At 67.4% G+C, this 1932-nt stretch carries 1 protein-coding gene and 2 tRNA genes; 2 read left to right on the top strand and 1 reads right to left on the bottom strand.

Annotation, left to right across the window (positions count from 1 at the left end; all coding sequences use genetic code 11):
• Positions 1-37: 37 nt before the first annotated feature.
• Positions 38-111 (bottom strand) — tRNA-Gly (locus tag ACFW2Y_RS35650).
• 132 nt (positions 112-243) lie between these two features.
• Between ACFW2Y_RS35650 and ACFW2Y_RS35645 the strand changes: the two genes are divergently transcribed.
• Together ACFW2Y_RS35645 and tig are read left to right on the top strand one after the other, a co-directional pair.
• Positions 244-320, top strand: a tRNA-Pro gene (locus ACFW2Y_RS35645).
• A 171-nt stretch (positions 321-491) separates the two neighbouring features.
• On the top strand, positions 492-1877 hold the full coding sequence (tig, locus tag ACFW2Y_RS35640) for a trigger factor (protein WP_384887859.1): 1386 nt from the start codon (positions 492-494) through the stop codon (positions 1875-1877).
• Positions 1878-1932: the final 55 nt, after the last annotated feature.

The raw sequence follows: 1932 nt of genomic DNA, 5'->3' as shown, positions 1-1932 counted from the left end.
GTGCGCTGTCTCGCGCACCGGGCCCGGCCCTCTTCACTGGAGCGGGCGACGGGAATCGAACCCGCGTAGCTAGTTTGGAAGACTAGGGCTCTACCATTGAGCTACGCCCGCACAACACCGTGCCGCGGATCACGAGGACCGCGGAACGAAGAGCATCGTAGCCGGTCCGGGGCCCTTCGTGCACACCCCGAAAACGAGGGGCGCCATACAGTCCCCGTCCATGTACCCTACGTGTCGCACCGACGGGGTGTGGCGCAGCTTGGCAGCGCGTCCGCTTTGGGAGCGGAAGGCCGTGGGTTCAAATCCCGCCACCCCGACCATGATGATCACGCGTTCACCTCGGGCGTTCTTGATCACGTTGTGGCCCCCCTGCCGCTTGCGGTTACTATGCAAGCTGCGTGCCCGTGTGTCTTTCTGACCGGGCCGATCGGCCGGAACCGCTTCGCGCGGCGACGCCGGAATCCAGGAATCAGCCACAAGGAGACCGAACCGTGAAGAGCGCCGTGGAGACCCTGAACCCGACTCGGGTTCGGCTCACTGTCGAGGTGCCCTTCGAGGAGCTCAAGGACAGCCTCGACGCGGCGTACAAGAAGATCAACCAGCAGGTCACGGTCAAGGGCTTCCGTAAGGGCAAGATCCCGGCTCGCGTGATCGACCAGCGGTTCGGCCGCGGCGCCGTGCTGGAAGAGGCCGTCAACGACGCGCTCCCGAAGTTCTACACCGAGGCCGTCAACGAGGCCGAGGTCAACCCGCTCGGCCAGCCCGAGGTCGACATCACCGAGCTGAAGGACGGCGAGCTGCTGGCCTTCACCGCCGAGGTCGACGTCCGCCCGGCCCTCGAGATCCCGGACTACTCCGGCATCGAGGTCACCGTCGACGCGGTCGAGGTCACCGACGAGGACGTCGAGAAGTCCGTGGAGCAGCTCCGTGAGCGCTTCGCCTCGACCTCCCCGGTCGAGCGCGCCGCCGCCGAGGGCGACGTCGTCACCATCGACCTGGAGGCCAAGGTCGACGGCGAGGTCCTGCCCGACGGAGTCGCCAAGGACGTCTCGTACACCATCGGCTCCGGCGAGCTGCTCGACGGCATCGACGAGGCCGTCAAGGGCCTGGAGGCCGGTGGCGAGGCCACCTTCACCTCCCAGCTGAAGGGCGGCTCCGCCGAGGGCAAGGACGCGGAGGTCACCGTCAAGGTCACCGTCGTCGCCGCCCGTGAGCTCCCCGAGCTCGACGACGAGTTCGCGCAGATGGCGTCGGAGTTCGACACCCTCGACGAGCTCAAGGCCGACAGCCGCAAGCGCCTCGAGAACATGAAGCAGTTCGACCAGGCCACCCAGGCCCAGGAGCGCGTCCTCGACGAGCTCCTCAAGCTGGTCGAGGTCCCGATGCCCGAGAAGCTCCTCGAGGACGAGATCAACACCCGCAAGCACAACCTGGAGCACCACCAGCTCGGTCAGATGGGCATCGACCTCGCGAAGTACCTGGAGATGCAGGGCAAGACCGAGGAAGAGTTCCTGGCCGAGACCAAGGAGCAGGCCGAGAAGGGCATCAAGACGCAGTTCATCCTCGATGAGCTCGTCAACAAGGAGAAGCTCGACGTCTCCCGCGAGGAGCTCACCGAGCACCTGTTCCGCCGTGCCGCTTCCTCCGGCATGAGCCCCGACCAGTTCGCCCAGGCCGTGGCCCAGGGCGGCCAGGTTCCGATGCTCGTCGGCGAGGTCGCCCGCGGCAAGGCCCTCGCGGTCGTCGTCGAGGCCGCCACGGTCAAGGACGGCAACGGCGAGGTCGTCGACCTGTCCGACGACGAGGACGAGGTCGAGACCGCCGCCGAGGCCGTCGAGGCCGTCACCGGCGAGGCCGAGGTCTCCGAGGACAAGTAAGGGATCCCGCCCCGGCGGACCCCTGTTCCACGGGCCCGTGCGCACAGTCGTGCGC

The organism is Streptomyces sp. NPDC058877 (assembly GCF_042742855.1).
Lineage (GTDB): Bacteria > Actinomycetota > Actinomycetes > Streptomycetales > Streptomycetaceae > Streptomyces.
Note: the sequence above shows the minus strand (reverse complement) of the source record. Positions and strands in the feature narration are given on the sequence as shown.